Genomic DNA, 25,127 nt, shown 5'->3' on the forward strand with positions numbered 1-25,127 from the left:
CGCCATATCGCGGATCAGAGCACGGTTGGGTCTCTGGTCGGCTGCCCTCCGGATCGACCGAGATCAGGCACCGAAGCGACGCTGCAGTTCGGCGTAGCCCACGACGCCGTCGAGGAACCCGAGCGTTCCGGTCGCGCGCAGCTCCTCGCCGGCACGCTCGAGCGCGCTGAAGGCCACGCGCGCGAGGCTCCCCCCGAGGCTCACACGCTTCACGCCGAGCGAGAACAAGGTCGGCACATCGATCTTCGTCGCGGCAAGTCCCGCGACGATGTTCAGCGGAGCGGGGATCGCTTCGACCAGACGACCGATCGTCGCGGCATCCTCCACTCCCGGCACGAACACGCAGTCGGCGCCCGCTTCGACGTATCGCAACGCGCGCTGAACCGTCTCGCGGAAGGGGTCGTCTGAGCCTGCTGCGAAGTAGGCATCCGTGCGCGCATTGAGCACGAAGGTTGCCGCTGGAGCAGCGGCGCGAGCGGCGGCGATCCGTTCGGCCGCTTCATCGATCGGGAACAGGATGCCGTCGACAGCGTCCTCGATGTTGCCGCCCACGACGCCGAGCTCACCTGCGCGACGCACCGCGGCGGCCACATCCCCCGGCTCGGGCCCATAACCCGCCTCGAGGTCTGCGGATACCGGCGCGGAGACGGCCGCAGCGATCTCCGCGAGGCGATCGAACATTCGTTCAGGCGGCAGCGCTCCACCATCGGGCACGCCGCACGACCACGCGATCCCCGCGCTCGTCGTGGCGATCGCAGGGAATCCGAGTTGCTCGAGGATGCGGGCGGAGGCCGCGTCCCAGGCATTCGGCAGGATGAATCCGCCGCCGGAGTGCAGCGCGCGAAACGTCGAGGCACGGTCGTCTGGGATCGGCATCATGTCGTCACGCGTCCTGGAGGAATGGCTCGTGGCGGTATCCGTTCACGTCGAGAATCGCGACAGTCGACTCCGGCACTTCATGAAACGCGTCGGGAAGGTCGCTGAGCGGCTCTGAAACGATGACGCGACTCTGCTCGCCGTACCCCTGGAGCCGCTCGACCTCGGGATACAGCATCCGCAAGGTGGTCACGTCTTCGGAATGGAACAGGGTGCGCGAGCGACGCTCGGACGAGTATCGGAACGCCCACACTGTTGACCCGTTCGAGATCGCGAACGTGCCCTGCACTGGGTAAGGGATGCCGTGAGCCCGCCCCACCTGCTCGACCTCGCGGATCGCGCGCGCGAGCCCGCCCACCGGATCCTCTCGAAGGCCGTACGTGAGGGCGAGGAAGAACAGCACCTCGGAGTCGGTGGTGCCGCGGACCGATTCGAACAGTTCGGGCGCGATCGCCAGGACGAGTTCCCTGTGGAGACGGGGGAACTCGCGGATCACCCCGTTGTGCATGAACAGCCAACTCTCGTAGCGGAACGGGTGGCAGTTGGTCTTCTGCACGGGCGGCAGAGTGGCCGCGCGCACGTGAGCGAAGAACAGCGGCGTCTCGATCGCGCGGCTGAGCTCGCGCACGTTTTCGTCGTGCCAGGCAGGCTCGATGCTGCGGAACACGGCGGGCGTGCTCTCGGCAGTGGCCTCCGGGTACCAGCCGAGGCCGAAGCCGTCGCCGTTCACCGTCTGAGCGCCGAGCGGCGAGTTAAGGGATTGCGCGACGAGCGAGTTCGGCGTCTCGACGATGAGCTTCGAGGGCTGAATGGGCTCACCGAGGTACGCGAGCCACCGGCACATCCATCTGCTCCCCTCTGCTCCCGACTCCCCCGCAGCCGCAACACGTGCGGCGCTTGGTCACTCGCCGGGTTCGGCCGGATCGCGACGGATCAGGCGGGCGGAGTCGCGTCGAGGCTACGCTCGACCAGCCACTCGCGGTACGTCTGCACACCGACCTCGTGCGGGCCACGGGGCAATAGACCGCCCTCCGCCATGCGTCGTCCGCCAGGACCGGGCACCGGAACCGGCACTCTCAGCATGCGCCTTCCGGTCTCGCGGCAGAACTCGCGGGCCATTTGCGGCACTGTCATCGTGTCAGGGCCGGCGAGCTCGAGCCGATGCGGCACCTCGTCGGCGAGCGCGAGCTCCACCAGACGGTCAGCGACCTCACGCGATGCGACCGGCGCTGAGGTCATGCGCGGCACGAGAGCGATCGGCCCGACTCTCATGCGCCCGAGCATCTGCTCGGCGAATTCATGGAACTGCGTCGCGCGAAGGATCGAGTACTCGAGCCCGCTTCCCTCGATGACCGACTCCTGCGCGCGCTTGCCCTTGTAATAGCCGAACTCGATCTCGTCGACGCCGATGATAGACAGCAGCACGTAGCGCCCGACGCCATGCTGCAGGCATCCATCGACCAGCGTTCTCGCCATGCGAGTGAAGCGATCGACCGCGACGGCTTCGTTCTGCGTCAGCACATTCGAGACGTCGATGAGGGCGTCAGCGCCCGCCAGCGACTCGCCGACTCCACGGCCGGTCGTGAGGTCGACGCCGAGCGACCGGGCCAACGGCACGACGCGCGCGCCCCGTTCCTCGAGTCGACGCACGACTTGGGCACCCACCAGGCCCGTCGCGCCCGCCACCGCAATCGTCTTCGGTCGATGCTGCGAAGTCATGCCTCCAGTATCGCGAGGGGCGCGACGCTTTCGGCCGACTCGCCAGACGGGAAACGAACCTCAGGCGCCGGCAGGGCCCGTCAGAAGGTGCACCCGCTCCTCGAGGTACTCGTCGAAGCGCACCAGGATCTGCGCTTCCGGCGTCCAGCGCACTCGCAACCCGCCGTGGTGCACGACGAGGGGTCCCGGCCCGTCGATGAGCGCACCCAGCCCTTCGGGGGTGAGCACGATCTCGCGGGCGTCGAAGTTGATCGTCTCGCCATCCTCGAACCGGCTCCTCGATGCCGCCGCGCGGAACGCCCGCCGTTGCTCGGCCGATACAGATTGGTAGCCCGGATGCCCCGGCCGCACGGCCCGGGTACTCGTTCCCGCCGCGTAGAGCCTGCCTTCGCGGTCGAGCAGGAACACCCCGAGCCGCCACACCCGCCCCAGCGGACGGAAGACGGCATCCCGGGGAATGACCTTTGCGACGCGACGCGGCGGCACGTACTCGGCGAGGGCCTCGTCGCGGGCGCCGGCTTCCGCGAGCCGACTCGCGATCTCGCGAAGCCGCTCCCTCAACGAAGCGAGGAGCGACTCCAGGGCCTCTTCATTGACTGCGGCCGGAGCGCCTGCCAGGTCGGTCGCGACATCGTCTGGTCCGCTGTCCTCAGCACTGACAGCGACGTCGGCGTCGGCTACTGCCTGGGCCTCGGCCGCTGATGGTTCGCCTGCCTGCTCCTGCGCGTCGCGGTTCACGCCACGGATTGTACGTCCACCGGTCGGCGCCGGCCGGTGCGGCTACTCCTGGCCGCCGCCAGCCTTCTCCTGCGCGGCCTTCTGGGCAGCGACATCCGCGTGCACTTTCTCCATGTCGAGCCCCTTGACGGCGTCGATCAGCTGCGTGAACTGCGCGTCGCCGAGAGCACCAGGCTGCGAGTACACCAGCACGTTCTCGCGGAACGCCATGAGGGTCGGGATCGACCGGATGCCGGCCGCTGCCGCCAACTGCTGCTGCTCCTCAGTGTTGACCTTGCCGAAGACGATGTCGTCGTGCGTCTCCGAAGCGCGTTCGAACACCGGGCCGAATGCGCGGCAGGGCCCGCACCACTCCGCCCAGAAGTCGAGGAAGACGATGTCGTTCTCGCTGATGGTCTCGTTGAGGTTCGTTTCGGTGATCTCGATGCTCGCCATGTCGGTTGCAACGCGAGGGATGCCGCCACTATTCCAGCGGGCCGCGGAAGGCCTAGCCACTGGTGAGCCCACCGCACTGCTCCGGAACACTGACGAGCCCGGACCGCGCATCTCTCTCGAGAAGCACGGGCCCGGGCTCGTCAGTGAATGCGGCGTTCAGCTGGCCGATCTCGGCATCGCTACCCGAACTTGAGCGCTCAGCCCATCGACGACAGCAGGTTCGGCAGGAACAGCACGATGTCGGGGAACAGCAGCAGGATCACTACCAGCACCGCTTCGCAGAGCAGGAACGGCGCTACGCCCTTGAACACTGTCTCGAGACGGATGCCGGTGACTCCGGAGATCACGAAGCAGTTCATGCCGACTGGAGGGGTCAGCAATCCGATCTCCACGAGCTTGACAAGCAGGATCGCGAACCAAACACCGTCGAATCCCAGCGCAGTGACCGTCGGGTACACGATGGGCACGACGATGACCACGATCGCGAGCGAGTCGAGGAACATGCCGAGCGGCACCATCATGAGCAGAATCAGCACCACGATGAGCAGCGGCGGCACATCGAGCTCCGCGAACCACCGCGACAGGTTGTTCGGCACGCGGGCTGACACGAGGAAGTAGGCGAAGATGCCCGCTCCCACGACCACCGCGAACGCCATGCTCGTGACGGATGCCGACTCGGCCAGACCGTCGCGGATCTTGCGCATGACACCGCGCACACCCGAGCGGTAGTGCTCGAATACGAGCGCAACCGTCGCCACCACCGCGGCGATGCCGGCCGACTCAGCCAGCGTCGTGATACCGGTGAAGATGCTGATCACCACTGCCGCGACGATCGCGAGCAACCAGAACAGCGACCGCAACTCGGAGAAAAGCGATGACTGCTCGACCGGCGCAGCGGCGCTCGCTTCGGCGCCGAGGGCCATCTCGGGCGACCGGCCGACCCGCACCGAGGGAGCGTCACCGCCTGCGATCGCCTCGGCGCGGGCCGCATCGGCAGCGGCGACCGATCCGGCCGCGACCGTCTCGAGCACCTCCTGCTTCTCGGCGATGGCCACCCCGTGCTTCTTCACGAGGACTAGCGCGGTGACGATGTACGCGATCGCCGAGAGGATGCCTGGCACGATGCCGGCGCTGAATAGCGCCGCGATCGACTCGCCGCTCATGATCGAGTACATGATGAGGATGATGCTCGGCGGGATGAGGATGCCGAGCGTCGCGCCGATCGCAACGATTCCGGTGGCGAGCTCGGCGCGGTAGCCGTGCCGCATCATCTGCGCCACCGAGATCTTGCCGAGCGTTGCCGCCGTGGCGACGCTCGACCCGGAGATCGCGGCGAAGCCGCCGGATGCACCGATCGTTGCGATCGCGAGGCCACCCTTGAACCGGCCGGCCACCCGGTTGATCATCGTGTAGATGCGCTCGGGAATCCGGGCTTGTGTGGCCATGGCCCCGAGCATGATGTAGAGCGGGATCACCACGAGCGAGTACTTCGCCGTGGACTCGAATGGCACATTGGCCAACACGCTGTCGGCGACCTTGAACGAGTGCAGCAGCACGGTTCCGACCGCACCGGAGGCGCCGAGCGCGAGCGCGACCGGCATCTCGATGGCCAGCAGCAGGAAGAACAGTGCCAGCACGATGACGACGATGAGTTCAGGCGACATGCGCCACACCCCCTTCGGCCGACGTGGTCGCACTCGCGGGAGCGCGACCTGTCATCAGGACAAGACCTTTCACCAGCAGCACGGTCGAGAGAAACGCTGTGCCGGCCGCGACGAAGGATCGAGAGGGCCACATCGGGAAGTTCAGCAACCCAGTGCGGAACTCGCCGACGTTGAACGACTCGATGGCGCGCTCGGTGAGCTCCCAACCCATCCAGGCGCAGAACACTGCTCCGAGGATGAGAGCCACACCGCGCACGCGGCTCGCCGCGGCCGGCGACAGCCGGTCGGTCAGCAGCGTCACCCGCACGTGCGTCAAGTCGACTTCCGCATTGGCGAACCCGAGGAAGACGGTCATGACGAGCCCGAGCTCGGCGATCTCGAAGATGCCGCGGATCGACTCACCGGTGAAGCCGCGAAGCACGACCTCCGACGTGACGAGCAGGGCGAGACCGCCGCAGAGCAGCGCGGAGATCACCGCGAGCCCGCGCGTCATCGGCTTGATGACGCGTTCCCAGAGTGCGAGGACGACCACTGGAGTCAGCCTCGGTTCAGGCAGTACTCGACCGGCGGCACGTAGTCGCTGTCAGCCGACGCGACTTCGAGCTTCTGGAGGTAGTCGGCGTAGAACGCGTCGATCTGCTCGTCGCTGGCGCCGGCCGACTTCGCCTCAACGCGCCAGTCGTTGACGAGAGTGTCGCCCACGGCATCCGCCCACTTCTGTGCCTCAGCGTCGGACCACGTGCTGAGCTTCACGCCCTGCTGGTCGACCTTGTCGCAGGTGGCGTCGAAGATCGCGTCGAGGTACTCGCCCGAGAGGCCGCCCCACACCTTTGCGCTGGCGTCGTTCATGATCTTCTGGATGTCGGCGGGCAGCGTGTCCCAGACATCCTTGTTGATGACGGCCATCACGTTGATGAACGAGCCCGACTGGGTGTCGATCATGTACTTCGTGACCTCGCCGAGGTTCCACTCGGTGACCGCCGACTCGAGGCCGGTCGACGACCACGCGCTGATCACGCCGTTCTCGATCGACTCGTAGATCTCGCTCACCGCGATGGCCGAGGGGTTGGCGCCACCGATCTCGAGCGCCTTGAGCATGCGAGCGGTGCCGCGCACCGACAGGCCCTCGAGGCCCTCGTAGCTGCTGATCTCCTGCTTCGCACCGAGGATCGACGTGGTGACCGGGGCGAAGTACAGCGCGTGCACGCCCTGCTTGTCGAACTCGGCCGCGTAGTCGGCGTTGGTGTTGTAGAGCTCCTGCTGGGTCGCGGTCTGAGCGACCGGGTCCTTCGCGACGAACGGCACCGTGACGACGTTCGCCAGCGGGAACTCTGCGGGGTGGAAGGCCGGCGAGGTATACGCGATGTCGGCGCGGCCGTCCTTGGCGCAGGCGAGACCGTCAAGGGTGGCGCAGAGCGAGCCCATGTAGAACGGCTCGATGTTGACGCGACCGTCGGTCTCTTCCTCGACGATGCTGATCCACTCGTCCATGGCCATCGAGTAGTAGCCCTCGGGCGTCGTGTACGACGTCCAGGTGAGGTCGAAGGTCTCGGCGTCGCCGCTGCCGGAGTCTCCGCCGGTGCCGCTGGCACAACCCGCGAGCAGCAGCGCTGCGGTGGTGGCGGCGCCGATTGCGGAGAACCGCGCAGCGCGTTTGGTGATGGTGGTACCCACTGATTTCCTCTCGGTGTGATTGGACTTCGACTCGTGGAGCCGAAGTTGGGTTCCGATGCCGGGGGTCCAGCACCAGAAGTGTTGAAGGTCGCGCTCAGCCCTCAGCGACCAGTGCCCGCCGAAGCAGGTCGACACGGCTCTCGTGCTGGGTGGTGTATCTGGCGTGCAGCACCTGCGTGTAGTTGCCCTTGGTGCGCGCGATGTGCGCGGCCAGCAGTTCGTCGAGGTCGCCCTTGCGTCCACTCACGAAGATGTCGCGGAGTGCGACATGGTCACGGTACGAGTGCCGCCATTCACCGTCGAGGTACACGGCGAGATGCGTGCGCAACGCGGCCACCTGGGCGAGACTCACAGAGAACGTGGCCTGCAGGTACGAGTTGTCGCAATGGTCGACGAATGCCTGGTGGAAGAACGTGTCGGCGCGTCCGAACGCGCGCATGTCCTGCGCCTCGATCGCCGGTTCCATGAGTTCCACCGCGCGGGCGAGCGCGTCGGCGGTGGCGACCCGGTTGCGCTCGAAGGCCCAGTTCGCCGCCTGGAGCTCCATGGTGGTGCGGAACTCGACCAGCTCGGCGATCTGCTCTTCAGTGGGCACGAACACCGTGGTTCCCGACTTGGGCTTGATCTCGACAAGCCCCTGCGTCTGGAGCTCTCTGAGCGCCTCGCGCACCGGCGTACGACTCACGCCCAGCGCTTCAGCCAGCGAGTCCTCGGATAGCGCCTCGCCCAGACCGATCGAGCCGCTGACGATGGCGTCACGCAATTGGATCGCCACGCGCTCTCCGAGCGACCCGGTACCGCTCCTGCCGAGCGGCGCGCGCCCTTGGGGAATCACCATGCGGCGCTGCTCCTTCCGTCGTCGTCCGGCGGAGCATTCTCCGTTGGACACCGGCTCATGTATACACGACAGGAGCGCGAGGGTCGAATCCCAGAGCATGTATACAATTGCTCGGCGCCACAGGTATCCGAGCGGGTCCCGGGCGGCCGTCGCGCGTCGGCGGCGTTGGATCGCCCAGTGAACGGGCCATGCGAAGGAGCGACAGTGACACTTCTCACGGGAATGACCGCAGCGATCACCGGTGCGGGGCAAGGCATCGGTCGCACCATCGCGCTGCGCCTCGCGGCGCAAGGCGCGAATGTCGTCGTCAGCGACATCGATGCCCCTCGCGCTGAAGCGGTCGCCGGCGAGGTGCGCGCGCTGGGCGTCCGATCTGCATCCGTTCGAGCCGACGTCACCTCGGCCGCGGACAATGCCCTGATCGTCGATGCCGCTGCCGACGAGTTCGGCCGGCTCGATCTGATGGTGTGCAACGCCGGCGTGATCCAGGTGAAGCCGTTCCTCGACGTGACGCCAGACGACTGGGACGCGACGTTCGCGGTGAACGTGAAGGGCACCATGCTGTCGATCCAGGCAGCGGCCCGCCAAATGCTGTCACAGGGACCAATGGGCGAAGGCCGGCCGAACGGCAAGATCGTCAACATGGCGTCGATCGCGGGGCGCTACGCAGCGGGCCCGATGGCTCCGATCATCCCCCACTACCGCGCAAGCAAGGCGGCGGTCATCAGCCTCACGCACAGTGCCTCAGCGACATTCGCGCCCCACATCACGGTCAACGCCATCTGCCCGGGGTTGGTCGACACGGACATGTGGAAGCGCATCGACGCGGAGTGGTCGGCGGTGGCGGGGTGGGAGACCGGAACGGCGTGGAAGACGCGTACCGCTGCCGTGCCGCTGGGCCGCCCCCAGCGCAGCGACGACGTCGCAGGCGTGGCGGAATTCCTCGCGTCCCCCGCGGCCGACTACATGACGGGCCAGTCGATCAACATCGACGGCGGACTGACGATGGGGTGACGGATGCCTCAAGAGCACTCCAGCATCCGACACCGAGAGAGAGACCACCGAATGACTCCCGCCCAGCGTCTGCGTGAACTGATCGCGACCGGCGAACCGATCGCCGCCCCCGGCGCGGCCGAGCCGCTGACGGCACGCCTCGTTGAGCAGGCCGGCTTCCCAGCGGTGTACATGACGGGATTCGGGGCGACGGCGATCCGCCTCGGAACGCCGGATATCGGCCTGCTGACGCAGACCGAGATGTCCGATCACGCACGAAACATGACCCGCGCCGTCGGCATCCCGGTCATCGCAGACGCCGACAACGGCTACGGAGGTCCCTCGAACATCGAGCGCACCGTGCACGAGTACATCCAGGCCGGCGTCGCTGCGCTCCACCTCGAGGATCAGAGCAGCCCGAAGCGGTGCGGGCATATGGCTGGCATCCGCCTGCTGGACTCCGGTTCGAGCGTGCGTCGCATCGCAGCCGCTGTCGAGGCCAGAGGCTCCGACGAGCTCGTCATCATCGCCCGCACCGACGCGCTGGGGGTGAGCGGGATGCTCGACGCCATCGAGCGAGCGTCCATGTACCGCGACAGCGGGGCCGACATGGTGTTCATCGATGGCGTGAAGCGCATCGCCGAGGTGGAGGAGATCGCAAAGCGCGTCGAGGGTCCCAAGGTCTTGCCCATCGTCGCCGGCGCGGAGACCGAGCGGCTCACGCTCGACGACGCTCGCGAACTCGGATTCTCGATCGTGCTCTATGCGCTCGATGCCCTATTCGCAGCGACGAAGGCCGCAGCGGAGACTCTGGCCGCGATGCGCCAGGCGGGTCGCTCGGTGCGCGACGAGCGCGCGCTCGGCTACGAGGAGTTCCAGCGCATGGTCGGCATCGAGCATCACCAGGACCTCGACCACCGCTTCGGAGGCTAGGCCGGCACCGGCACGCCTAGCGCTCCCCCGCGTGCGTCTCGAGGAACTCGTACAGTTCGCGATCGTCGATGCCGGGGAACGCTCCGCTCGGCAGCGGCGAGAGGATGTGCGTGTGCAGCCGCGCGCTCGGCCAGGCCTTGCCGTGCCAGCGCTTGGTCAGCTCGGGTGAGGGCTTGCGGCAGCAGGTCTCGTCCGGGCAGCGCGACTGCTGACGGTTCGAGGTGGCACGCCCGCGGAACCACTTCGCCTCGTTGAAGGGCACGCCGATAGTGATGGAGAACTCCTCGGCATCCGTGGTGCCGGTCTGGCTCGACTCCCAGAAGGTGCCCTCGGGCGTATCGGTGTACTGGTAGAACTCGGTAGTGCGGTTGGTGCGCGCGAACGCCATGCGGGCCGCCCAGTGGCGGCACACCAACTGCCCCTCGGTCGAGCCAGTGACATCGACCGGGAGTCTGAGCCCATCGTTCTCGTACGCCTTGTACACGGCGCCGTCGTCGCCGACTCGCAGGAAGTGCAACGTCATGTCGAGGTGGCTCGTCGCGAGATTCGTGAATCGCAGAGCGGCCGCTTCATGGGTCACGCCGAACGCATCGCGGAAGTCTTCCACCGCGATGTTGCGGTCGGCCTTGGCCGCCGTCAGGAAGGCGACCGACTGCCGCTGGGGCATCAGGCACGCTGCCGCGAAGTAGTTGATCTCGAGCCGCTGGCGCAGGAACTCGGCGTAGCTCGACGGTTCACTGTGGCTCAGCACGCGGTGGGCCATCGCCTGGAGCGCCATCGATCGCAGTCCATGACCGCCCGGAATCGATGCCGGGGGCAGGTAGATGCGTCCGTTCTCGAGGTCGGTCACCGACCGCGCGGAATGGGGCAGATCGTTGACGTAGACGAGAGAGAAGCCCAGCCGCTCGGCCATGAGGCCCACCGTGCGGTGGGTGAGAGCGCCCGTGTTGTGGCCGACGCTCTCGAGCAGCTCTTGCGCGACGTCTTCGATCTCGGGGATGTAGTTGTCGCGCGTGCGCATGCGCAGCCGCAGCTCCGTATTCGCGCGCCTCGCCTCTTCCGGGGTTGCGATGGCCTCACGCGAACGACGCTGGAGCTCGCGGTGGAGGCCGACGAGCGCCTCGAGGGTTTCGTCGCTCATGGTGCGCGTGGGCCGCACCACCGGTAGGCCGAGGGCAGCGTACGCGGGACTGCGCTGCGTGCGGTCGAGCTCTATCTCGAGCGCTGCCCGGGGATTCGGAGGAGCCGTGTCGAGCAACTGGGCCACTTCCACGCCGAGCGCCTTCGCGATCGCGCCGAGCAGCGTCACACGCGGTTCGCGCTTGCCGTTCTCCATGAGGGAGAGCTGGCTTCCGGCGATTCCGACTTCTGCGCCCAGCTGATCGAGCGTCAATCCCGCCGCGTTCCTGAAGTGGCGTATGCGCTGACCCAACGTCACAAGATCGTTCACCGCTTCAGAATACCGAAAGAACCTGCCTTCTTTCATTCACCGTGGGCTGGGTGGATCAATTTTCGTCCTGCAGGCTTGTAACACTACAAATTCTTGTCGAAGCCCGAGCGTTGACCACCCCTTCTCGATCGGGCCCGGCGACATCTGAGGAGGTCGGGATGACGATTCCAGTGCTGTCACGTGCGCAGCTGTCACGTGAACACGACACCGAGGCCGCACCCGACTATGCCGACCCGCGCGTGGTGGCATTCGTCGACAAGATCGCGGCACTGACGAAGCCCGAGTCGATCGAATGGGTCGACGGTTCCGTCGCCGAGTTCGATCGCCTCACCCGGCTCATGGAGCGTCAGGGCACGCTCACGCGGCTGAACCCCGAGCTGCGCCCCTACAGCTTCCTCGCGCGGAGCAACCCCGACGACGTCGCACGCGTCGAGGCGCGCACCTTCATCTGCTCCGAGAAGGCGCAGGACGCGGGGCCGACCAACAATTGGCGAGCCCCTGCCGAGATGCGCGCGACCCTTGAGCGTCTCTTCGACGGCGCCATGCGCGGGCGCACCATGTACGTCATCCCCTTCGTCATGGGGCCGCTCGATTCACCCTTCACCAAGGTCGGCATCGAGATCACCGACTCTCCGTACGTCGTCGCGAGCATGGGCATCATGACCCGCATGGGCACCGAGGCGCTCAAGCAGATCGGCCCCGACACCGAGTGGGTGGCAGCCGTCCACTCCGTCGGAGCACCTCTTGCTGAAGGCGAAGCCGATGTGGCCTGGCCGTGCAACGACACGAAGTACATCAGCCACTTCCCCGAAACACGCGAGATCTGGTCGTTCGGCTCCGCCTACGGCGGCAACGCGCTCCTCGCGAAGAAGGGATTCGCCCTTCGCATCGCATCGGTCCAGGCGCGCGACGAGGGGTGGCTCGCCGAGCACATGCTGCTGTTGAAGATGACGTCGCCGCAGGGCAAGGTCTACCACGTCGCAGCGGCGTTCCCCAGCGCCTGCGGCAAGACGAACCTCGCCATGCTCCGGCCGACGATTCCCGGCTGGAAGGCCGAGACGATCGGCGACGACATCGCTTGGCTCCGCATCGACGAGGAGGGTCGCCTTCGCGCTGTGAACCCGGAGGCCGGATTCTTCGGCGTGGCTCCGGGCACCGGCGTGAAGACCAACGCCACTGCGGTCGACACGCTCTGGGGCAACACGATCTTCACCAATGTCGCGCTCACCCCCGAGGGCGACGTCTGGTGGGAGGGGCTCACCGACGAAAAGCCGGAGCGCCTCACCGACTGGCTGGGCAACGAGTGGACCCCGGCATCCAGTTCTCCTGCCGCTCATCCCAATTCGCGGTTCACGGTCGCTGCAAGCCAGTGCCCCATGATCGCCGACGAGTGGGATGACCCGCAGGGCGTCGTCATCGACGCGATCATCTTCGGCGGCCGCCGAGCAACCAACGTGCCCTTGGTGGTAGAGGCGCGCGACTGGGAGCATGGCGTCTTCATCGGTGCCACGGTCTCTTCTGAGCAGACGGCGGCCGCCGAAGGCACTGTCGGGCAACTGCGTCGCGATCCCTTCGCCATGCTGCCCTTCTGCGGCTACAACATGGCCGATTACTGGCAGCACTGGCTCAACGTGGGCGACCGCTTGGGCGAGAATGCGCCGCGCATCTTCCAGGTCAACTGGTTCCGCAAGGACGAGCATGGCAAGTTCCTCTGGCCCGGGTTCGGCGAGAACTCCCGCGTGATCGACTGGATCCTCCGCCGTGTCGATGGACAGGCGGATGCCGACGAGGCACCGATCGGCAACCTGCCGAAGCGCGACGAGATGAACCTCGACGGCCTCGAGATCTCTGACGACACCTGGCAGAAGCTCTTCGACATCGACGCGAGCCGCTGGCTCGTCGAGACCGACGACATGGAGGCGTTCTTCGAGCGCTTCGGTGAGCGAGTGCCCGAGCGCGTCATCCAGCAGCTGGGCGAGCTGCGTTCCCGCCTGCACGGCGTGGAATGAGTCGCCCGCCGGCTCGCTGACCGAGCCGGTGCAGTTCGAGCAGGTTTGACGGCGGATGCCGCGGAAATCGTCTTTCGAGACGAGGATCCGCGGCATCCGCCGTTTCTCGTGCGACGACGCAAATCGGCGCGTAGGTGCAACCAAAGGAGCCCGTTCGCTCACGATTTTGCGCCTTTGCGGTTCGCCCCAACGTTTTCGTGCCGCACGGCGTCTGAGAATGTGAAGGCTACGAGAGGAGACCGCGTGCTCAATCGCGATGCGTCCGTCAGTCCTTCCGGCGGTTCGGCCACAGTGACGTCCGCGCCGGAAGGTGCTGCCCTCGCGAAGCAGGCGCTGGACGCCGGCGACGGCGGAGCGGCTGCACGCGGCAGCGCGCCCGCCTGGGAGCGCACGGTCGAGCAACTGGTGCGCGAGCGGGGCGATGCATTGCTGCGCTACGCAACGCTGCTCACCGGGAATCCCGACGACGGTGCCGACATGGTGCAGGACGCCCTCGTTCGGACGTTCAGCCGGCTTCAGAACGGGTTCTCGGTTGAACGCGCGGAAGCGTATGTGCGCCGCGCGATCCTCAACAGCACAGTCGATCGCGCGCGACGAGGCAGCCGCTGGCGTCGCATCGCCCCGCTCGCATTCGAGCAGGATGCCCGGCCCTCAGCGAGCGAGCAGACCGACACCCGGCTCGACCTGGCAGGCCAGTTGATGATATTGGCGCCCAGAGAGCGGGCATGCATCGTGCTGCGCTACTACGAGGACCTGAAAGTCGACGACATCGCTGCGGCTCTTGGCATCAGCTCAGGTGCGGTCAAGCGCTACCTGAGCGACGCGATGGCGAAGCTGTCGTCCGAACTCGGGCGCTCCCAGCCATCCCCCCTTCCGCATGAGGCCGCCACCGCGGAGCGCGGCGCGCACCGACGGGCCGGGTCGCCCGGCGGTGCCGTCGCAGCCGGTTCCCCAGGCGCACACACGATAGGAGCACGGCGATGACCGACGACACCTCCACCGATCGCTCGGCTGGCGCTCCCGCGAAGCGCCACGGCGCTGACGAACCGCCGCCGCCCTCGACTGACGAGTCGACGATTCGGGCGGGTCTGCACGACCTCGCTTCCCTCGCCAGTGGAAGCACACTCGACTCGAGCGACATCGCTCGGCGCGCCCGAGCCCGACGGCGACCCCGCCTCGTCGCCATGACCGCGGTGTGCTCGCTCGCCCTCCTGGGCGTCGGCACGGTGGGCGTGCAGGCCCTGCAGCAATGGAACGGGAGCGGCACGGTGACGGATTCCGCCGCTCCCCTTGCCACTGATCACGGCGGTGAGGAGGCAGAGATGCCCAACGGCGCAGCCGGTGCACACACGACACCCGACGACGGCTCTGCAGAAGGCGCTTCAGGCGACGACAGCGCTCCTGCTCCGCTCCGCTGCGGCGATCTCGCTCCAGTGGCTTCAGCCGCCGCGCCGGTCGCGGTCACCGTAGAGGCGCCACCGGCCGCGCCTGGAGCGAATGCCGTCGAAGCCGCCGTCACGATCACGAACACGACCAGCTCGCGCATAACGGGCTGGACGGCTCCGCTTCCCACACTCGTGATCACCGATGGAGCACGTGTGCTCTGGCACACGCACGGCGCCATGATCGCCGTCGCCGTCGAAGTCGACCTCGTACCGGGTGCGTCTCAGACATTCACGGGGGTCTTCGACGCCGTATCGTGCACGAGCGACGAAGCCCTCGAGTCAGGCGACACCGTGCCCCTGCCCGCTGGCCGGTACGAGCTCGTGGCATCCGTCGATCTGACGCTCGAGGATGGCGGCGCGATCCACGCCGTGTCGGCGCCTGTGGCACTCGCCCTCGGCTGACGTGTTTCCCGAGCCGTCGTAGACTCCGGTCAGAGCCTGCGACGAGAGGATGCCGATGCGCCTTCCAGCTGTGATCGCAGCGGCTGCCCTCGCGTTCGGTTCACTGCTGGGAACCACCGCCGCACCAGCGGAAGCGCCCGTGGATCTCAATGGCGCGTACGTCGTCGACCGAGCTGGGGTGCTCGGGAATCGCGTCGGAGAGGTCGAGACGGCCGTGAAAGGCCTGGCAGCGGACACCGACCTCGGCCTCTACGTCGTGATCGTCGACGCCTTCAGCGACCCCGAGGATCGAACCCAATGGGCCACGGAGACGGCGACGCGAAACCAGCTCGGCGACCGCGACATGCTGCTGGCGATCGCGGTCGACGACCGCCTGTACCAGGTGGATGTCACCAGCGCCTTCCCCTTGACCGACGCGCAACTCGCGGACGCGGAGAACACTGCGCTGCTGCCGGCCCTGTCCGCCGACCGGTGGGCAGACGGCATCATCGACTATGCGAAGGCGCTCGGCGAAGCGCGCACAGGGCCCGGGTTCCCGTGGGTGCCGGTGCTCGTCGTCGCGGGCGTCGTGGTCGTCGTGCTGGTCGCCGTCGCACTCCGACGACGAGGCACCAAGCGGAAGAACGAGGCGAACGCCGAAGCACAGCTCCAGTCCCTGCAGCGCCAGGCAGCGGGGCTCCTCGTGGAACTCGACAATGCGATCGGCGCGAGCGAGCAGGAACTGGGGTTCGCGGTCGCGCAATTCGGGGAAGACGCGGGCGCACCCTTCGCAGCGGCGATCGCGAACGCCAAGCAACGCGCGAAAGAGGCGTTCGCGCTGCAACAGCAGCTCGACGACTCCGTACCCGACACGCCTCAGCAGCGGCGCGAATGGAGCGAGCGCATCATCCAGCTCGCCAACGCCGCGGATGCCGAGCTCGATGCCCAGGCCGACGCCTTCGACCAGCTGCGGGAGCTCGAGACCAACGCTCCCCGCATCCTTGCGCAGCTCCAGGCCGAGGCGACGGCACTGGAGACGCGGGTCCGCGACGCCGCGGAGCGGCTGGCCAGGATTCAACAGCGCTACTCCCCCCACGCGCTCGAGGCGGTGGCGGCCAACCACGACCAGGCCAACCAATTGCTCGCCTTCCAGCGGGATGCCATTGCCGACGCTGCGCGTGAGCTATCCGAGGGAAAGACAGGAGAAGCGGCCGTCGATGTACAGGCCGCGCAGAAGGCCACGGAGCAGATCGATCATCTCCTCGACGCGATAGACCAACATGGTCGACGACTCGACCAGTCGGCATCGAGCTTGGACTCGGCAGTCCGCGATCTGCGGGGTGACCTCGATCAGGCAGCTACGGTGCGCTCAGGGGGCGATCGAGCCACAGGCGTCGTCGATACTGCTGCGCTCGCCGCGGCCATCGGCGCTGCGCAGAACGCGCTCCAGGCCGCCGACCCGGCCGACCCGATCACCTCGCTGGCTGAGGTCGAGCGGGCTCATGGCGGACTCGATCAGCAGCTCGCGGCAGTGCGCGATCAGGAGGCGCAGATCGCTCGCGCCCGCACCGCGCTCGACTCGACGCTGACAGCGGCGCAGGCCCAGCTCGCCGCCGCGAGCGACTTCATCAACACCCGAAGAGGTGGCATCGGCGCAGAGGCGCGCACGAGGTATTCGGAGGGCGAGCGGATGCTGCGCTTCGCGGTCGAGCAGGCGTCCGTCGATCCGGTCCGCGCGCTCGAGGCCGCGCAGCGCGCCCATTCCCTTGGCGCGCAGGCGCTCCAAGCCGCTCAGCGCGACGCCAATGCGTTCCAGAACGATCTCGGCGGCTGGGGCGGCGGAGGCGGTTCGGGCGGCGGCTTCGGCGGCGGGCTCGGCGGCGCGATCCTCGGCGGCATCATCGGCGGCATGATCAGCGGCGGCGGCCGGGGCGGTTCGTGGGGCGGCGGCGGCTTCCCATCGGGCGGCTCACGCCGAGGCGGCGGCTTCGGCGGCGGTTTCGGCGGCGGCCGAGCCGGGAGAGGTTTCGGCGGCTCTGCGCGAGGGGGTCGCGGCGGAGGAGGACGATTCTGAGCTGCCCCAGCCAATTCGCATCATCACCAGCAGTGGAACCATGACAAGCACGACCCGCGGGAAAGGACCTCACCCATGACGAAGCAATCGATTCTCGGCCGCATCTCACAGCTCATGCGCGCGAACATCAACGCGTTGCTCGACCAGGCGGAAGACCCTCAGAAGATGCTCGACCAGCTCGTGCGCGACTACACGAACAGCATCGCCGAGGCCGAGCAGGCGGTCGCGCAGACCATCGGCAACTTGCGCCTGATGGAGCAGGACCATCGAGAAGACCTCGAAGCCGCAGCCGATTGGGGCCGTAAAGCGCTCGCCGCGAGCACCAAGGCCGATGAACTGCGAGCCGCAGGCGACACGATCAACGCTGACAAGTTCGATCAGCTCGCGAAGGTCGCGATCAGCAAGCAGATGACCTCGGAGTCGGAGGCGCGAGCCGTTGAACCGACGATCGCGAGCCAGACGCAGGTGGTCGACCAGCTCAAGCGTGGTCTCGAGACCATGCGGCAGAAGCTCAACGAGCTCACCGCCAAGCGCAACGAACTCGTTGCGCGCTCCAAGACGGCGGCAGCGCAGCAGCAGGTGATGGACGCGGTGAAGAGCATCGACGTGCTCGACCCGACCAGCGAGATCGGCCGATTCGAGGAGAAGATCCGCCGGGAAGAGGCGAAGGTGGTCGGTGCTCAGGAGCTCGCGGCATCCAGCCTCGATGCGCAGTTCAACAGTCTGGAGGATCTCGGCAAGCAGTCCGAAGTCGAGGCGCGGCTGGCCCAACTGAAGTCCGGCGGAGGCTCGGGCGCGATCACGGCCGGCTAGGCCAGGCCGGCTAGGCCCGACCGGTTCCGCTTCGACTCTCGGCGCTTCGTGCGCCCGAACGGCGGCTACGAGTGGCCGAGCCCTCCGTAGACCGCGAGCAGCGATCGGCTGGAGCCTGCCCAACTGAATTGCTCGGCGTGGCCTCGGGCCCTGGCAGACAGGGTCGCGAGGGCCGCCGGGTCTGACAACAGGCGCTGGATCACGCGAGCCCAATCGACCGGGTCGCGCCCATCGACGAGCACTCCGCTACGGCCGTCGGCCACCGATTCGCTCAAGCCGCTCGAGCGCGAGGCCACCACGGGTGTTCCGCTCGCGGCAGCCTCGAGGGCGACCAGGCCGAAGGTTTCTGAGTGCGACGGCATCACGCACAGCGCAGCCGAAGCCAGGAGCACCGCGAGCTCGTCACGGTCGAGAGCTCCTACGAAGTGCACCGAGTCGTCGATGCCGAGTCCGTGTGCGACGCCCCGCAGAAACGTCAGATATGCGCGCTCTCCCGGCGTGGGTTCGCCGGCGATCACGAGCACTGGGTCCTGCCCGTCGAAGCTGCGCATCGCTCCCACCGCGCGCACTGCCAGTTCCTGCCCCTTGAGCGGCTGCACACGCCCGACCAGGGCGACGATGGGCCGCCCGAGCGGGATGCCGTGTCGCTTGCGGAATGCGGTGGCGTCGCGTGCCCGTTCAGGCGAGAACAGGCCCGTGTCGACGCCCGGCGGGATGACCCAGAGGTTTTCAGCCGGCGCGCCGACCTGGTCGATCAGGCAGTCCACCTCGGCGGTGGATCCCGCGATCACCGCGGCTGCCTGCCCGGCGAGATAGCTCTCGGTCCGTGCACGTGCGCCGGGCTCCGGCCGGTCTCCGATAGGCAGCGCGCGGTTCTTCATCGCAGCGAGCGTGTGAAAGCTCTGCACGAACGGCACGTCGAGCTCGAGGGCCACCGGTAGAGCCGCAAGCCCGCTGAGCCAATAGTGCGCGTGGATCACGTCGTACTGGCGTCGCCGCGCGAGGTCGGCCACCGCTTCCCCGAACTCGTCAGCCACCGCGGCAAGCTGTTCCTTGGTCAGCGCTCCGCCAGGACCGAGTTCGTGCAGACTGATGCGCTCGCCGAGCTCGACAACGCGTTGACCGTCGCTCGCACGAGTGATGAGATCGACTTCGACGCCGAGCCTGGCGAGCTCCGCGGCGAGGGCGCTCACTGCGACGTTCATGCCGCCGGCATCCGCCACTCCCGGGGCAGCAGCGGGCGAGGTGTGCATGCTCACCATCGCCACACGTCGGATGCCCACTGTCACATCGTTACTGTAACGGCGCGGAGTATCGTGCCGATATGCCTTCTGAAGTCGCACCGAGCACGCGCAACACGGGTCGAAGGCTCGGCCGGGCGGCGGCCGACACCGCGCACGGGGCTCGTCTGGCCGTCCTCGGGGCACGCGTCGGCGGCAAGCTCGCGGTGCGCGCCGCCGAGGCAGCGGCGAACGGTGTGGTTCAGGCAGGACGACGGATCCCGGGGGTTCGCGATCTCCTGCTGAACCCCCTCGTCACTGGGCTCGGGTTCGCGGCAGCCACGGTCTTCGGCGTTGTGTGGGGCGGCGTGCTGGGAGGCGGGCGCATCCGAGTGCGCAACGGGATGCTGGTGATCACGGGCCTGCCCGCGTGGGCCTTCGGTCGCGGCGGCACAACTGTGGGCGCCGCGTTCCTCACCGACCGGATCCCGCCAGACCGGGTGATGCGGCATGAGCGCGTGCACAAGGAGCAGTGGCGCCACTATGGGATGGTTCTGCCGGTGCTCTACCTGGCGGCGGGTCGTGATCCCCTGCGCAATCGCTTCGAGATCGAGGCGGGCCTGCGCGACGGCGGCTACTTCTGAGATCGTCGCCCCTGCCAGCAGAAGGCCGGTTTCGGGCGAAGCGGAAGACCGGCGCTCGCTCTAGCGTTCGGCGCTCCATGCCGGCGGATGCCGGTGCTGCCAGCCGATCGCGGCTTCGAGCTGCGACGCGAGCTTGAACAGGATCTTCTCCTGCCCCGGGCCCGCGAACAGCTGCGCCCCCATCGGGAGGCCCTCGGCGGTCACATGCACAGGCACGCTGATGGCGGGGAGGCCCGCGGCGTTCAGCATGCTCGTGTAGGGCATGACCTGCACCTGCTGCGCGAAGTTCCGTTCCCCATCGTCAGGGTCGTACCACCCGATGGGCCTCGGTGTACAGGCGAGCGTGGGGGTGAGCACCGCATCCCAGGGTTCGATGAGTTCGATCAGGTGCTGCTCGAACTCGGTCAGTGCGGCGAGCGCCTCCGCGAGCCGGGGCGCCCCGAGCGCACGTCCTCGCTCGCGAAGCCACCGGGTGAGCGGTTGCAGAGACGACAGCTGGTCCTCCCCCACCGGCAGTGTCGACGCACCGGCCTGCCAGATCGTGTGGAAGGCGGCCGCGTACTGCTCGTGGCCGGAGAGGCGCAGGATGCCGACATCGTGCCCGAGCGCCTCGAGCTCGCGCACCGCGGAGCCGACGGTATCCGTCGCCTCCTGGTGCTCGACGATGGGGAAGTCGTCGCGCCAGCCGTCCCACGGAGTGCCCTGCAGCACTGCGACGCGGAAGCGCCCCTCCGGCCGGTCGACAGCGGCCAGCCATCCCTGATCGGCGGGCGCACGCGTCGCGAAGCGGTACGGGCCTGCGAGCATGGCCTCGAACAGCAGCGCAGCATCGCCCGTCGTGCGAGCGATCGGCCCGTGCACGCCGAGGCCTCCCAGCATGGTGAGGCCCGTGCCGCTGGGTACGCGGCCGCGCGACGGCTTGAGGCCAACCAGGCCAGTGGCCGCCGCCGGCATCCGGATCGACCCGCCGCCATCAGAGCCCGGCGCGACCGGCAGCATGCCCGCGCTGACGGCGACGGCAGCGCCGCCCGACGATCCACCGGCGCCGAGCTCGGTCCGCCACGGATTGCGGGCCGGTGGCGCCACATCCGACTCGGTGTAGCCAGGGAGCCCGAACTCAGGGGTGTTCGTCTTGCCGAGGCTGATGGTGCCCGCGGCGTCGAGCGCGATCGCCAGGGCATCGCTTCGCTCAGGAACGTAGTGCTCGAACGCCTTCGAGCCATACGTGGTGCGCACGCCCGCGCGCGCGGTGAGATCCTTGTCGGCTGTCGGAAGGCCCCAGAGGGGCGAGTCATCTGGTCCGGCATCCGCCAATCGACGTGCTCGCTCGCGGGCCGCCTCAGCGGTCACGGTGATGAAGGCGCCGAGCGACTGCGGGGTCTGGTCGAGCATTGCGATCCGCGCCAGGTAGTGGTCGACCAGCTCGAGCGGGCTCAGTCGGCGGTCGCGCAACAGCCGCAATTGCTCGCGGGCGGTGAGATCGTGGAGCTCGGCCATGACTTCGAGGCTAGCGAAGCGCGAGCTGTAACCGGGGCGGCGTCGAACCGTACGGGGTTCCGGCATAATTTCGAGGGAGATCGGGTCTGAACGGTCCAGAAGGGAATCCATGCCCACTCGTCCTGTGCGCCACCTGCTGCTCCCGATCGCCGCGGTCGCGCTCCTGCTGACCGGCTGCGCCCAGGCGGCGCCCGAGCCGACCCCTGAGCCCGAGCCCTCCAGCGAACCGGAGTCGCCAGTCGTCGAGGAGACGCCCGAGCCCTCCGACGAGCCGGCCGACACGAGGTTCGTGCTGCCAGAGCGGTGCGATGAGATCCTCTCCCCGACTCGCGCCGCCGACTTCGACACCCGCCACCTCGACCTGCTCGGCGGGCCCGGCGGGCAATACGGCACCTCGTACTTCGCGGAGCCCACCGGCGAGGAACGCGCCGGCGGGATCAGCTGCGTCTTCGGAAGCGAGACGATGCAGACGCCCCTCATCGTGCTCTCGGTCGCACCCCTGTCGCCCTCCACCCGCCCCGGGGTCATGAACGACCTGCTGGCGCAGGGGCTCAATGAAGAGCAACGCGAAGAGACCATCCGCTACGAGAAGACCGGCGACTCGCAGATCGTGCCCTCCGAACTGCACATTCTGCGGGGCACGAGCTGGATCTCGGTGATCACATCCCCGGGTGGCGATCAGGCCCACGCCGAGGCACAGCAGCTTGCCGCCGAAGTGGCGTCACAGGTCTACCGCTGACGCTCTGGTCTGGCTGACGCTCTGGCCCGTCGACCGGGCCTCGGCGGCCAGGGACACGGGCAGACACTGAGCGGCCGACCGGCTCAGAGCGACTTCTGCAGCAGCACGATGCCGAGCCACCGATCGAACTTGAATCCGACGTGCTCGAGGCGGCCCACCTCGCGGAACCCCGCGCGGAGATGCAGACGGTGCGACGCATCGGCGCCCTCGTCGGACAGCACGGCGATGACCTCACGGATGCCGGCGGCTCTCGCGCGATCGAGTAGCGCGTCGAGCAGCGAGACCCCGACCCCGCGCCCGGTCGCCGACGCTGCGAGGTATATGGAGTTCTCCACCGTGTAGCGGTACGCGGCCTTCACACGCCAGGGCGCGAGATACGCGAAGCCCACCACGCCGGAGTCGTCCTCGGCGATGAGGAACGGCAGCGCCTTGGCCACCACCGAGTCGAACTTCGCGACGACTTCCTGCTCGGTCCAGCCGTCCTCATCGAATGTGACGGTGGACGTCGCGACGTAGTGGTTGTAGATCTCGCGCACCGCGCCGAGGTCGCGGGGCTCCGCATCGCGGATGCTGATCCCCGCCGCTCCGGCCGCGGCCCCGTGCATCAGCTGACGTCGCGCTTCCACGTCGTGAACGACCCGATGCCGACGAGGATCGCGGCGATCCCCACCAGCACGAGCGCCCCCTGCCACCATTCGAGCAGCGCCGAACTGCTGCCCGGCGCGGCCGCCATGCTGAGGAAGCTCGCACCCACGAGCGCATCGCTCGCGGCACCGGGAAGGAACTTGCCAACATCTGCGGCCCACTCCCAGACCGCCGCGCCGGTGCGAAGAATCGGCTCGATGAACTGGGTGAACGCGAGCACGATGACGATGGCTGCGACCTGATTCGGCACCAGGGCGCCGAGCCCCACTCCGATGATCGACCACAGCATCAGCGCGAGCACGCCGCGTGTGACCATGAGCCAAGTCTCCTGGTCACCGAGGCCGGTGTCGAGCCCGCCCACTGCCAGCAGCGGAGCGCCGACGAGCAGTGCGATCGCGAACGCGGCGATGCCGAAGACGGCGCCCATGATGGCGAGAGCCACGATCTTGCCCAAGAGCGTTCGTGACCGACGCGGAGTCGTGAGGAACGTGGGCGTGAGCGTCTGATGACGGAACTCGCTGGTCACCGCGAGCGTGCCCAGCAGCACCGGGAACACGTAGCCGATCGAACTCGCCGCGCTGTAGACCAGCTCGTGCATGCCTTCAGGCGCCGGGGCGGCAGCCCCGTCGCCGAGGTCGGCGCCAGTGGAGAAGAGCAGCGCGAACAGCCCGGCGATGAAGGCGACATACGCCACCTCGACGATGAGCAGCACCCACCAAATACGAGTGGTGAGGAGCTTGCGGAACTCGGAGCGGACCAGTCTCATGCTTGCGGGCCCTCCTGGACCAGTTCGAGGAACGCCTGTTCGAGCGCTGCCCGCTCGTCGGCCAGATGACGGAGCGCGACGCCCGAGGCGAGTGCGAGCGCACCGACCGCAATCGCGTCGGTGTGGCGCACGGCGAACCCGCTGTCGCTCTCGCTGAAGATCAGGGAGGCGCCGGCGAGCGCCGAACGCAGACGGTCGCGTTCAGGCGCGTCGACCATGACCACGGCTTCACCACCGAGCCCGCTCAGCTGACCCTGGTAGACCAGTCGGCCCTTGGCGATGATGACGACCTCGTCGACCGTCTGCTGCACCTCGCTGAGCAGATGGGATGAGACCAGCACGGTGCGGCCCTCAGCGGCCAGTTCGCGCAGGAATACCCGGATCCACCGGATCCCTTCGGGGTCGAGTCCGTTGATCGGCTCGTCGAGGATGAGCACTTCGGGGTCTCCGAGCAGCGCGAATGCGAGCCCGAGCCGCTGGCGCATGCCCAGCGAGTACCCGCCCACTCGCCGTCCGGAGTGAGCGCCGAGGCCGACCAGCTCGAGGACCTCGTCGACGCGAGTGATCGGGATGCCGGCGGCATCCGCGTAGACCGCGAGGTGATTGCGTGCGCTGCGCCCCGGGTGGAAGCTCGAGGCCTCGAGCGAGGTGCCCACGGTGCGCAGCGGCGAGTCGAGGTCGCGGTAGCGCTCGCCCCCGATCGTCGCGCTGCCGGAAGTCGGCGCGACGAGACCGAGCAGCATTCGCAGCGTGGTGGTCTTGCCCGCACCGTTCGGGCCGAGGAATCCGGTGACGCGCCCCGGCTCTACCGAGAAGCTGAGATTCGACACGGCCTCCACTGGGCCGAAGCGTTTGGTGAGCGAAGAGACGGCGATCTGTCGGCCTTGGGGCATGCTGACATTGTTTCAGTCTTGAGCGGGGATCGTCCATTCGACGGGAGCCGCCCCCTGCTGGGCGAGCAAAGCATTGGCCCGGCTGAAGGGCCGCGAGCCGAAGAATCCGTTCCTCGCCGACAACGGCGACGGGTGCGCCGAGGCGATGACGGGCACATCGCCGAGCAGCGGCTGCAGCTTCTGGGCGTGGCGGCCCCAGAGGATCGCCACGAGCGGCCCGCCTCGCTCGACGAGCGCGGTGATGGCGCGCGCAGTGATCGCCTCCCACCCGAGACCGTGGTGAGAGCCCGCCACTCCGGCCTTCACGGTGAGGACGCGGTTCAGCAGCAGCACCCCCTGCTCTGCCCAGTGACGCAGGTCGCCGTGCAAGGGCATTTCGACTCCGAGGTCGTCGGCGAGTTCGCGATAGATGTTCTTGAGGCTCCGCGGCAGTGGCCGCACGTGCGGCTCGACAGCGAATGCCAGTCCGATCGAGTGACCCGGAGTCGGATAGGGATCCTGGCCGACGATGAGCACTCGCACGTGGTCGAACGGCTCCTGGAACGCACGAAGCACAGCGTCCGCCGGCGGCAGGTAGCGCTCGCCACTCGCACTGCGCTCCGCAAGCGCAGCGACGACTCGTTCCAAGTCAGAAGCAACAGGCGACAGCGCACGGACCCAGCCGGGATCCATGCCCTGGAG

25 protein-coding genes are annotated in these 25,127 nt (G+C 67.9%); 9 read left to right on the top strand and 16 right to left on the bottom strand.

The genetic code is table 11. The annotated features are described in order from the left end of the window. Positions 1 to 63 precede the first annotated feature (63 nt). From ABV606_RS02975 to ABV606_RS03015, 9 genes are all read right to left on the bottom strand, one after another. Positions 64 to 879 (bottom strand): isocitrate lyase/PEP mutase family protein, encoded by an 816-nt coding sequence (locus ABV606_RS02975; RefSeq protein ID WP_353988285.1) that lies wholly within the window; start codon positions 877 to 879, stop codon positions 64 to 66. Positions 880 to 883: 4 nt separating this feature from the next. Beyond that, positions 884 to 1,720, bottom strand: coding sequence for a class II glutamine amidotransferase (locus ABV606_RS02980; protein ID WP_353988286.1), 837 nt, complete (start codon positions 1,718 to 1,720; stop codon positions 884 to 886). A gap of 89 nt (positions 1,721 to 1,809) precedes the next feature. Next, entirely contained in the window at positions 1,810 to 2,595 is a 786-nt protein-coding gene (locus ABV606_RS02985; RefSeq protein ID WP_353988287.1) for an SDR family oxidoreductase, read from the bottom strand. A gap of 60 nt (positions 2,596 to 2,655) precedes the next feature. Beyond that, positions 2,656 to 3,333 carry a hypothetical protein gene (locus ABV606_RS02990; protein WP_353988288.1) on the bottom strand — a complete coding sequence of 226 codons (678 nt, stop codon included), beginning with the start codon at positions 3,331 to 3,333 and terminating at the stop codon, positions 2,656 to 2,658. A 42-nt stretch (positions 3,334 to 3,375) separates the two neighbouring features. Then, positions 3,376 to 3,768 carry a thioredoxin gene (gene trxA / locus ABV606_RS02995; RefSeq protein ID WP_353988764.1) on the bottom strand — a complete coding sequence of 131 codons (393 nt, stop codon included), beginning with the start codon at positions 3,766 to 3,768 and terminating at the stop codon, positions 3,376 to 3,378. 197 nt (positions 3,769 to 3,965) lie between these two features. Further along, entirely contained in the window at positions 3,966 to 5,432 is a 1,467-nt protein-coding gene (locus tag ABV606_RS03000; RefSeq protein ID WP_353988289.1) for a TRAP transporter large permease, read from the bottom strand. Continuing rightward, positions 5,422 to 5,964 carry a TRAP transporter small permease gene (locus ABV606_RS03005; protein ID WP_353988290.1) on the bottom strand — a complete coding sequence of 181 codons (543 nt, stop codon included), beginning with the start codon at positions 5,962 to 5,964 and terminating at the stop codon, positions 5,422 to 5,424. The genes ABV606_RS03000 and ABV606_RS03005 overlap by 11 nt, the downstream gene beginning before the upstream one ends. 5 nt (positions 5,965 to 5,969) lie before the next feature. Beyond that, positions 5,970 to 7,106 (bottom strand): TRAP transporter substrate-binding protein DctP, encoded by a 1,137-nt coding sequence (gene dctP / locus ABV606_RS03010; RefSeq protein ID WP_353988291.1) that lies wholly within the window; start codon positions 7,104 to 7,106, stop codon positions 5,970 to 5,972. Between the two features lie 94 nt (positions 7,107 to 7,200). Further along, positions 7,201 to 7,944: a GntR family transcriptional regulator gene (locus tag ABV606_RS03015; protein WP_353988292.1), complete on the bottom strand. Its 744-nt coding sequence runs from the start codon at positions 7,942 to 7,944 to the stop codon at positions 7,201 to 7,203. A gap of 204 nt (positions 7,945 to 8,148) precedes the next feature. On the opposite strand from ABV606_RS03015, the gene ABV606_RS03020 reads away from it, so the two are divergent. Further along, positions 8,149 to 8,958: an SDR family NAD(P)-dependent oxidoreductase gene (locus ABV606_RS03020; RefSeq protein ID WP_353988293.1), complete on the top strand. Its 810-nt coding sequence runs from the start codon at positions 8,149 to 8,151 to the stop codon at positions 8,956 to 8,958. Between the two features lie 51 nt (positions 8,959 to 9,009). Continuing rightward, the gene (locus ABV606_RS03025; protein WP_281487244.1) at positions 9,010 to 9,870 is read left to right on the top strand and encodes an isocitrate lyase/PEP mutase family protein; all 861 of its coding nucleotides are present in this window, start codon (positions 9,010 to 9,012) and stop codon (positions 9,868 to 9,870) included. 16 nt (positions 9,871 to 9,886) lie between these two features. Here ABV606_RS03025 and ABV606_RS03030 read toward each other — a convergent pair whose 3' ends face one another. Further along, entirely contained in the window at positions 9,887 to 11,356 is a 1,470-nt protein-coding gene (locus tag ABV606_RS03030) for an XRE family transcriptional regulator (RefSeq protein WP_281487243.1), read from the bottom strand. 122 nt (positions 11,357 to 11,478) lie between these two features. Here ABV606_RS03030 and ABV606_RS03035 point away from each other — a divergent pair, with 122 nt between their 5' ends. From ABV606_RS03035 to ABV606_RS03055, 5 genes are all read left to right on the top strand, one after another. Further along, on the top strand, positions 11,479 to 13,329 hold the full coding sequence (locus tag ABV606_RS03035) for a phosphoenolpyruvate carboxykinase (GTP) (RefSeq protein ID WP_353988294.1): 1,851 nt from the start codon (positions 11,479 to 11,481) through the stop codon (positions 13,327 to 13,329). Between the two features lie 45 nt (positions 13,330 to 13,374). Continuing rightward, positions 13,375 to 14,313, top strand: coding sequence for a sigma-70 family RNA polymerase sigma factor (locus tag ABV606_RS03040; protein ID WP_353988295.1), 939 nt, complete (start codon positions 13,375 to 13,377; stop codon positions 14,311 to 14,313). Next, positions 14,310 to 15,176 (top strand): hypothetical protein, encoded by an 867-nt coding sequence (locus ABV606_RS03045; protein ID WP_353988296.1) that lies wholly within the window; start codon positions 14,310 to 14,312, stop codon positions 15,174 to 15,176. The genes ABV606_RS03040 and ABV606_RS03045 overlap by 4 nt, the downstream gene beginning before the upstream one ends. Before the next feature lie 55 nt (positions 15,177 to 15,231). Beyond that, positions 15,232 to 17,229, top strand: a complete 1,998-nt coding sequence (locus tag ABV606_RS03050) for a TPM domain-containing protein (protein WP_353988297.1) — start codon at positions 15,232 to 15,234, stop codon at positions 17,227 to 17,229. 75 nt (positions 17,230 to 17,304) lie between these two features. Beyond that, positions 17,305 to 18,042: a PspA/IM30 family protein gene (locus ABV606_RS03055; RefSeq protein WP_353988298.1), complete on the top strand. Its 738-nt coding sequence runs from the start codon at positions 17,305 to 17,307 to the stop codon at positions 18,040 to 18,042. A 65-nt stretch (positions 18,043 to 18,107) separates the two neighbouring features. Here ABV606_RS03055 and ABV606_RS03060 read toward each other — a convergent pair whose 3' ends face one another. Next, positions 18,108 to 19,331 (bottom strand): glycosyltransferase, encoded by a 1,224-nt coding sequence (locus ABV606_RS03060; protein WP_353988299.1) that lies wholly within the window; start codon positions 19,329 to 19,331, stop codon positions 18,108 to 18,110. 35 nt (positions 19,332 to 19,366) lie between these two features. On the opposite strand from ABV606_RS03060, the gene ABV606_RS03065 reads away from it, so the two are divergent. Next, entirely contained in the window at positions 19,367 to 19,906 is a 540-nt protein-coding gene (locus tag ABV606_RS03065) for a Fe-S oxidoreductase (protein WP_353988300.1), read from the top strand. Between the two features lie 60 nt (positions 19,907 to 19,966). Here the strand turns inward: ABV606_RS03065 and ABV606_RS03070 are convergent, their stop codons facing one another. Beyond that, positions 19,967 to 21,403 carry an amidase gene (locus tag ABV606_RS03070; protein WP_353988301.1) on the bottom strand — a complete coding sequence of 479 codons (1,437 nt, stop codon included), beginning with the start codon at positions 21,401 to 21,403 and terminating at the stop codon, positions 19,967 to 19,969. A gap of 109 nt (positions 21,404 to 21,512) precedes the next feature. On the opposite strand from ABV606_RS03070, the gene ABV606_RS03075 reads away from it, so the two are divergent. Beyond that, a complete protein-coding gene (locus tag ABV606_RS03075; protein ID WP_353988302.1) occupies positions 21,513 to 22,142 on the top strand; it encodes a hypothetical protein in 630 nt (209 codons plus the stop codon). Positions 22,143 to 22,225: 83 nt separating this feature from the next. On the opposite strand, the gene ABV606_RS03080 is transcribed toward ABV606_RS03075, so the two are convergent. From ABV606_RS03080 to ABV606_RS03095, 4 genes are read right to left on the bottom strand one after another with little or no spacing between them, the layout of a single operon-like run. Then, positions 22,226 to 22,768, bottom strand: coding sequence for a GNAT family N-acetyltransferase (locus ABV606_RS03080; protein ID WP_353988303.1), 543 nt, complete (start codon positions 22,766 to 22,768; stop codon positions 22,226 to 22,228). Further along, entirely contained in the window at positions 22,747 to 23,553 is an 807-nt protein-coding gene (locus ABV606_RS03085) for an ABC transporter permease (RefSeq protein WP_353988304.1), read from the bottom strand. The genes ABV606_RS03080 and ABV606_RS03085 overlap by 22 nt, the downstream gene beginning before the upstream one ends. Continuing rightward, entirely contained in the window at positions 23,550 to 24,446 is an 897-nt protein-coding gene (locus tag ABV606_RS03090) for an ABC transporter ATP-binding protein (protein ID WP_353988305.1), read from the bottom strand. The genes ABV606_RS03085 and ABV606_RS03090 overlap by 4 nt, the downstream gene beginning before the upstream one ends. A 12-nt stretch (positions 24,447 to 24,458) precedes the next feature. After that, complete coding sequence (locus ABV606_RS03095; protein ID WP_353988765.1) at positions 24,459 to 25,118, bottom strand: uracil-DNA glycosylase; 660 nt, start codon at positions 25,116 to 25,118, stop codon at positions 24,459 to 24,461. Positions 25,119 to 25,127: the final 9 nt, after the last annotated feature.

The sequence above is a fragment of the Ruicaihuangia caeni genome, assembly GCF_040536845.1.
In the GTDB taxonomy this organism is placed as follows: Bacteria; Actinomycetota; Actinomycetes; order Actinomycetales; family Microbacteriaceae; genus Ruicaihuangia; species Ruicaihuangia caeni.